The organism is Streptomyces sp. WELS2 (assembly GCF_013870595.1).
GTDB lineage: Bacteria > Actinomycetota > Actinomycetes > Streptomycetales > Streptomycetaceae > Streptomyces.
The window spans coordinates 1-7109 of sequence record NZ_JACBWZ010000287.1; the positions used below are offsets into that span (position 1 = coordinate 1).

General features: G+C 71.4%; 4 protein-coding genes and 1 pseudogene. 4 read left to right on the forward strand and 1 reads right to left on the reverse strand.

Annotated features, from left to right (window positions below; genetic code table 11):
• Positions 1-652: pseudogene (locus H5J33_RS17925) on the reverse strand (cytochrome b/b6 domain-containing protein); the annotation flags it as partial.
• A 404-nt stretch (positions 653-1056) separates the two neighbouring features.
• On the opposite strand from H5J33_RS17925, the gene leuS reads away from it, so the two are divergent.
• The 4 genes from leuS to H5J33_RS17945 all read left to right on the forward strand — a co-directional run bounded on the left by leuS (position 1057) and on the right by H5J33_RS17945 (position 7087).
• Complete coding sequence (leuS, locus tag H5J33_RS17930) at positions 1057-3936, forward strand: leucine--tRNA ligase (protein WP_181795946.1); 2880 nt, start codon at positions 1057-1059, stop codon at positions 3934-3936.
• Positions 3937-4138: 202 nt separating this feature from the next.
• A complete protein-coding gene (locus tag H5J33_RS17935) occupies positions 4139-4879 on the forward strand; it encodes a hypothetical protein (RefSeq protein ID WP_181795947.1) in 741 nt (246 codons plus the stop codon).
• A gap of 72 nt (positions 4880-4951) precedes the next feature.
• Entirely contained in the window at positions 4952-5797 is an 846-nt protein-coding gene (locus H5J33_RS17940; protein ID WP_181795948.1) for a DegV family protein, read from the forward strand.
• An 894-nt stretch (positions 5798-6691) separates the two neighbouring features.
• Positions 6692-7087, forward strand: a complete 396-nt coding sequence (locus H5J33_RS17945; RefSeq protein WP_309485426.1) for an SLBB domain-containing protein — start codon at positions 6692-6694, stop codon at positions 7085-7087.
• The last annotated feature ends 22 nt before the right edge of the window (positions 7088-7109 follow it).

The window sequence follows — 7109 nt, forward strand, 5'->3', positions numbered from 1 at the left end:
CCCTGCGCTTGACCGGGCGCGGCGCGGCGCGCAGCGCGAGGGCGCCCATCACACCGAGCAGCGACAGGCTGTAGAGGATCACGAAGACGGGTTTGGCCGCGCGACCCGCGTGGAGACCGTGGATCAGCGCCGCGCACCATGCGGGGTAGGCCAGCATGTGCATGGCCCGCCAGCGCGCCGCGACCGGGGCCGGGGCGGCCAGGGCTCCGCGCAGGGCGCCCGTGACCCCCACGAAGACCATCAGCAGGCCGGCGAGCGAGCCCAGCCCGATCAGACCGGCGATCCCGGTGACGCCGAGCGAGAACGGCACGACCGCGGCGATCACCTCCGTGTGGCCGAGCGCGATCTTCGTGGTGATGTGCAGCAAGAGGAACGCGATCGAGGCGACCGCGGTCGTCCGGTGCACCGCCTGGCCGATGATCCGGTGCCGGGTGTTCAGGAAGATCCGGTCCTGGGCGAACAGGCCCCAGATCACCGAGCAGCTCAGCGAGACGAGGGACAGCACGCCCGCGCCGAAGTTCAGGAACTCGCGGAACCGAACGCCTCCGGCCAGCACGGACACGGGTATGAGCAGCAAGGCGACAGCGGACGCCACCCCATAGGCCGAGCGGCCCGGTAGGGGAAGCGAGCTGGTACGACGACGAGGGTTCATGGGGGGCGACTCCGAGCAGTTTCGGGTGAGCGGTCCCGCTGCCGCACTCTAAGTGGCGCCATACCGATCAGTACGTGGTTTGGGTTATTGCGTTGTTATCGACGGACAATCTGATCGGAGTGGCGTCCCATAGGGAGAGGTACGCGAAGTAATCGCTGACCTTTGTTTCCGTACCGGCGGGCTTCGTGGACATGTCCTTCAGGGATACGGAAGCGCGTCGCGGCTTGCTCAAGGGCTGCGGTACCCTAGCGCCATGCGTGCCGTACGCCTTCTGCTTAGCGGGCCGCGCTGATCAGTACCGACCCCGGTCCAGCCGTGAGGTCGGCATCGGCGCGGCATCCCCTCCTGCGTGAGGGGTTTTTTCATTTCCGCAGGCAGAGACGATCGATGGAGCTTTGAGGATCATGAGCGAGACGAACCCCGCTGCCACCGCCGCGTCGGCGGAGGCCGCGCCGCACCGCTACACGGCCGCCATGGCAGCCGAGATCGAGGCACGCTGGCAGGACTTCTGGGACGCCGACGGCACCTACGCGGCGCCGAACCCCACGGGCGACCTGGCGGGCGACCCCGAGCTGGCCGCCAAGCCCAAGAAGTTCATCATGGACATGTTCCCGTACCCCTCGGGCGCGGGCCTGCACGTCGGCCACCCGCTGGGCTACATCGCCACCGACGTCTACGCCCGGTTCCAGCGCATGACCGGCCACAACGTCCTGCACACCCTCGGCTTCGACGCCTTCGGCCTGCCCGCCGAGCAGTACGCCGTGCAGACCGGCACGCACCCCCGCGTGTCCACCGAGGCCAACATCGAGAACATGAAGGCCCAGCTGCGCCGGCTGGGCCTGGGGCACGACAAGCGCCGGTCGTTCGCCACGATCGACCCGGAGTACTACAAGTGGACCCAGTGGATCTTCCTGCAGATCTTCAACTCCTGGTACGACGACGAGGCGCGCAAGGCCCGCCCGATCTCCGAGCTGATCGCCCGGTTCGAGTCCGGTGAACGCGCCATTCCGGGCACCACGCGCGCGTGGAGCGAACTGAGCGCCCGTGAACGCGCCGACATCCTGGGCGAGTACCGCCTGGCCTACGCCTCCGACGCGCCCGTCAACTGGTGCCCCGGCCTGGGCACCGTGCTGGCCAACGAGGAGGTCACCGCCGACGGCCGTTCCGAGCGCGGCAACTACCCGGTCTTCAAGGCCAAGCTGCGCCAGTGGAACATGCGCATCACCGCCTACGCCGACCGGCTGCTGGAGGACCTGGAGGAGCTGGACTGGCCCGAGGCCATCAAGCTCCAGCAGCGCAACTGGATCGGCCGCAGCGAGGGCGCCCGCATAGACTTCCCGATCGACGGCGAGCGCATCACGGTCTTCACCACCCGACCGGACACCCTGTTCGGCGCGACCTACATGGTGCTGGCGCCCGAGCACCCGCTGGTCGAGAAGTTCACCCCCGAGGCGTGGCCCGAGGGCACGCACGAGGTGTGGACCGGCGGCCACGCCACCCCGGCCGAGGCCGTCGCCGCCTACCGCGCGCAGGCCGCCTCGAAGTCCGACGTGGAGCGGCAGGCCGAGGCGAAGGACAAGACCGGCGTCTTCACCGGCGCGTTCGCGACCAACCCGGTCAGCGGCGAGCGGATCCCGGTCTTCATCGCCGACTACGTCCTGATGGGCTACGGCACCGGCGCGATCATGGCCGTCCCGGCCCACGACAGCCGTGACTTCGCCTTCGCGCGCGCCTTCGAGCTGCCCGTCCGCTGCGTGGTCGAGCCGACCGACGGCCGCGGCACCGACCCGTCCACCTGGGACGACGCCTTCGTCTCCTACGACGCGAAGATCGTCAACTCCGACAGCGACGACCTGAGGCTGAACGGCCTGGGCGTGGCCGAAGCCAAGGCGCGCATCACCGAGTGGCTGGCGGACAAGGGCATCGGCGAGGGCACCGTCAACTTCCGGCTGCGCGACTGGCTCTTCAGCCGCCAGCGCTACTGGGGCGAGCCCTTCCCGATCGTCTACGACGAGGACGGCGTCGCCCACGCCCTGCCCGAGTCGATGCTGCCGCTGGAGCTGCCCGAGGTCGAGGACTACAGCCCGCGCACCTTCGACCCGGACGACTCCGACACCCAGCCCGAGACCCCGCTGTCGCGCAACGAGGAATGGGTCAACGTCACCCTGGACCTGGGCGACGGCCCCAAGAAGTACCGCCGCGAGACCAACACCATGCCCAACTGGGCCGGTTCCTGCTGGTACGAGTTCCGCTACCTGGACCCGCACAACGACCGCAAGCTGGTGGACCCGGAGATCGAGCGGTACTGGATGGGCCCGCGCGAGGGCCTGCCGCACGGCGGTGTGGACCTGTACGTCGGCGGCGCCGAGCACGCCGTGCTGCACCTGCTGTACGCGCGCTTCTGGTCCAAGGTCCTGTACGACCTGGGGCACGTCTCCTCCGCGGAGCCGTTCCACAAGCTGTTCAACCAGGGCATGATCCAGGCCTACGTGTACCGCGACAGCCGGGGCATCGCGGTGCCGGCCGCCGAGGTGGAGGAGCGCGACGGCGCGTACTACTACCAGGGCGAGAAGGTCAGCCGCCTGCTGGGCAAGATGGGCAAGTCCCTGAAGAACGCGGTGACCCCGGATGAGATCGCCGCCGAGTACGGCGCCGACACACTGCGCCTGTACGAGATGGCCATGGGCCCGCTGGACGTCTCCCGCCCGTGGGACACGCGCGCGGTGGTCGGCCAGTTCCGGCTGCTGCAGCGGCTGTGGCGCAACATCGTCGACGAGACCACCGGCGAGGTCACCGTCACCGACGCCGAGCCCGACGACGAGACCCTGCGCGCCCTGCACAAGGCCGTCGACGGCGTGCGCCAGGACCTGGAGGGCCTGCGCTTCAACACCGCCATCGCCAAGGTCACCGAGCTGAACAACCACCTGACCAAGGCCGGTGGCCCGGTGCCGAGGTCCGTGGCCGAGCCGCTGGTGCTGATGGTCGCCCCGCTGGCCCCGCACATCGCCGAGGAACTGTGGCGCAGGCTGGGCCACACCGATTCCGTCGTCCACCGGGACTTCCCGGTCGCCGACCCGGCCTACGTCGTCGACGAGACCGTGACCTGTGTCGTACAGGTCAAGGGCAAGGTCAAGGCCCGGCTGGAGGTGCCGCCCGCCATCTCCGAGGAGGAGCTGGAGAAGGTGGCGCTGGCCGACGAGAAGGTGATCGCGGCGCTGGGCGGCGCGGGCATCCGCAAGGTGATCGTGCGGGCGCCGAAGCTGGTCAACATCGTTCCCGCGTAACTACCGGCGCACGACCGGGCCGGTACCGGCGCACACCGCCCACACGGCGTGCAACCGGGGCGCGAAAAAGGGCGTTTCCACCGGCTCGGGGTAGTCCCCTACGGGCAGGTTCGGGGTTCGGACGGAACTCCGGACCTGCCCGTTGCGTTTACCGTGGAGAAGCGCAGCGGGCCGTACCGCACCCGACCGGAGGAGGAGCGCCATGAACGTAGTGCTCACCGTGTTCGCCCTGCTCTTCCTGATCTTCGCCGGCCTGGGTGCCTACGCCACGGTCAAGGCCGTCCGCGCCACCAAGCGCGGTGTGGACCGGACCATCGCGCAGGCCCGGCGCACGGTCGAGGAGCACACCCTGCGCGCCAAGTCCGTCGCCCAGCCCGGGCCGGCCGGCGAGGTCGCCCGGCTGCGGCTCGCACTGCGCACCTCCATGCGCGCGACACAGGACGCGCTGCACGCGGGCGTGGCCGAGGACGAGTCGCTGAAGGAGTCCCTCGGCCTCTTCGAACGCCTCAGCGTCCACGGGCATGACCTGGACGCCGACCTCAAGCGCCTGGAGACCGAGCCCGACCGGGCCACACTCGCCGCGCGCCTGCCCGAACTGCGCGCGCGCACCGAGCGCATCACCCAGTCCGCCGACTCCCTGCGCTGGGCCGTCCGGGACCGGGCCCGCCGCTTCTCCGACGACGATCTGGACCACCTCAGCGCCCAGATCGACCTCGAGGCCGACGCCCTGCGCCACTGGACGAGAACCGAACCCGGCCAGGCGTCCGCGCACTGGTCCGACGCCCCCGCCACCCCCGCCGACGGACCCGCCACGGGACGGGCGCGCTCCGATGCGGCCGGTGCCCACGCCACCACGCGCCCCGCTCCGGACGCGATCACCGGGACCTCGTGGCGCCCCACCGTCCCGTGGCAGAAGAAGCCCCGCCCCGAGAGCACCACATGAGCGGAGCGCTCGCCGGGCACACGACAGGGGCCGGGCTGCCGAGCGGGCACTACGCCAGGTAACCTCCAGCTCATGTCCCGCCATGTCGCGATCGTCACCGATTCAACGGCCTATCTGCCGCCCCGGGCGACGGAGCGTCACGGCATCACCACGGTCCCGCTGACCGTGGTCCTCGGCGACCGGGCGCTCGAAGAGGGCAACGAGATCTCCACCCGCTCCCTCGCCCAGGCGCTGCAGAAGCGGCGCTCCGTGACCACCTCCCGCCCCAGCCCCCAGGTGTTCGCCGAGACCTACCGCAGACTCGCCGAGTCCGGCGTCGACGGCATCGTCTCCCTGCACCTGTCCGCCGAGCTGTCCGGCACCTACGACGCGGCGGTCCTCGCGGCACGCGAGGCACCGGTGCCCGTGCGCGTGGTCGACACCGGAGTGGTCGCCATGGCCCTCGGCTTCTGCGCGCTCACCGCGGCCGAGACCGCGGAGGCCGGCGGCACGGTGGACGAGGCGGTGACGGCCGCCGAGAAACGGGCCGCCGGCACATCCGCGGTGTTCTACGTCGACACCCTCGACTATCTGCGCCGAGGCGGCCGCATCGGCGCCGCGCAGAAGCTGTTGGGCTCCGCACTCGCCGTCAAACCCCTGCTCCAGCTGGAGGACGGCCGTATCGAGCTGCTCGAAAAGGTGCGTACGGCGTCCAAGGCGATCGCGCGCCTGGAGGAGCTCACCGTGGAGCGGGCGGGCAACGCGGAGGTCGACATCGCCGTGCACCATCTCGCCGCCGCCGACGGTGCCGCCGCACTCGCCGACCGGCTGCGGGCACGCGTCCCGGGCCTGGCCGACCTGCACGTCAGCGAGGTCGGAGCGGTGATCGGGGCGCATACCGGTCCTGGTCTGCTGGGGGCGGTCGTCTCGCCTCGCTGAGGTCGGGGCGGCCGTCGGCCCGTCGACCCGTCCGGTTTCACTCGTGTGGGTGGCGGACTTATCCACAACCGGTCGGTAATGCACGGGAAATCATCAAGATCATCGTGATGCGGCGAAGTGCCCCATCCTCGTCGCATGGCACTTCGACCTCGCTCCCGCATCGCGACCCCGACCAGCGGCCCCGGCCGTGGCCCGGCTTCCGACGGCCGCGTCCGGCACCGCCGCGCCACCGGACACCGACCACCGCACCCCCGCGTGACCGGGCCCCGAACCGCCGAACACCACGCCGGCGAGCCCGGCTCCGCCGAATACCGCGCCACCGAGCCCCGATCCGTCGAACACCGTCGAGGCCGACGTCGGTCACCGGCGCCTGCGGAGGAGCTGCACCGCCGGGCGGAAGTGCTCTTCGGTGAACGGGCGGCGCGGTGGCGGGAGTCCGGGAACGCGCCGCCCGGTGCGGTCGGCTTCGCGGGTGCGCCGGCATCGGCGGGGCGGAGGGAGGAAACGCCGGGGACGGTGCCGGCGGAGGCACCGGGGTCGGCAGGGCCGGTATCGGGATCGGCAGGGCCGGCATCGGGGACGGCGCTGCTGAAGCCCGTGCGGCCGACGGTGCGGGGGCCGGCGCCGGGGTGGGCGCGGCGGAGGGTGCGGGAACCCTTACGACCGAAGGTACCGGTGACGGCAGCCACCACGGCTGTGCCGCAGCAGGGCACGGTCCCGCCGCGCTCACCGGCCGACCCGGCCCCACCGCCCTGGCCGTCCGCCGTTTCACCGGGGGACGAACAGGCCGGTGGTGCGCAGTCGCCGGAACCGGAGGGACCGGGAAGGGCGGAACCGCCCGCGGCTTCGGGCTGGCGGGAACGCGTCGGGCTGGCCCTGAGGGAGCGGATGCCGGTGTGGCTCCAGACGCGGTACGGCGTGGAGCGGCGAGCGGTCGTGGCGCTGGCCGTGGTGCTCGTGGCCGCGGCCGTCTTCGCCGGGCAGCACTTCTGGTCGGGCCGGCCCCAGTCCGTGAGTGCCCCGCGAGTGGTCCGCCCACAGACGCCCTTCCCCAAGAAGGAGGAGACGGCGACCGCGGTGGCCGGATCCGCCTCGGCGGCACCCGGCGGGGAGATCGTCGTGGACGTCGGGGGCAAGGTCCGAAAACCGGGCATCCTGCGACTGCCGTCAGGCGCCCGGGTGGCCGACGCGTTGCGAGCCGCGGGCGGGGTCCGGCCGGGGGTGAGCACGGAGGGGCTCAACCGGGCCCGTTTCCTGGTCGACGGCGAGCACCGCCAGAAGGTGCCGTAGCGCTCCTGGTCCTTGGTCATCA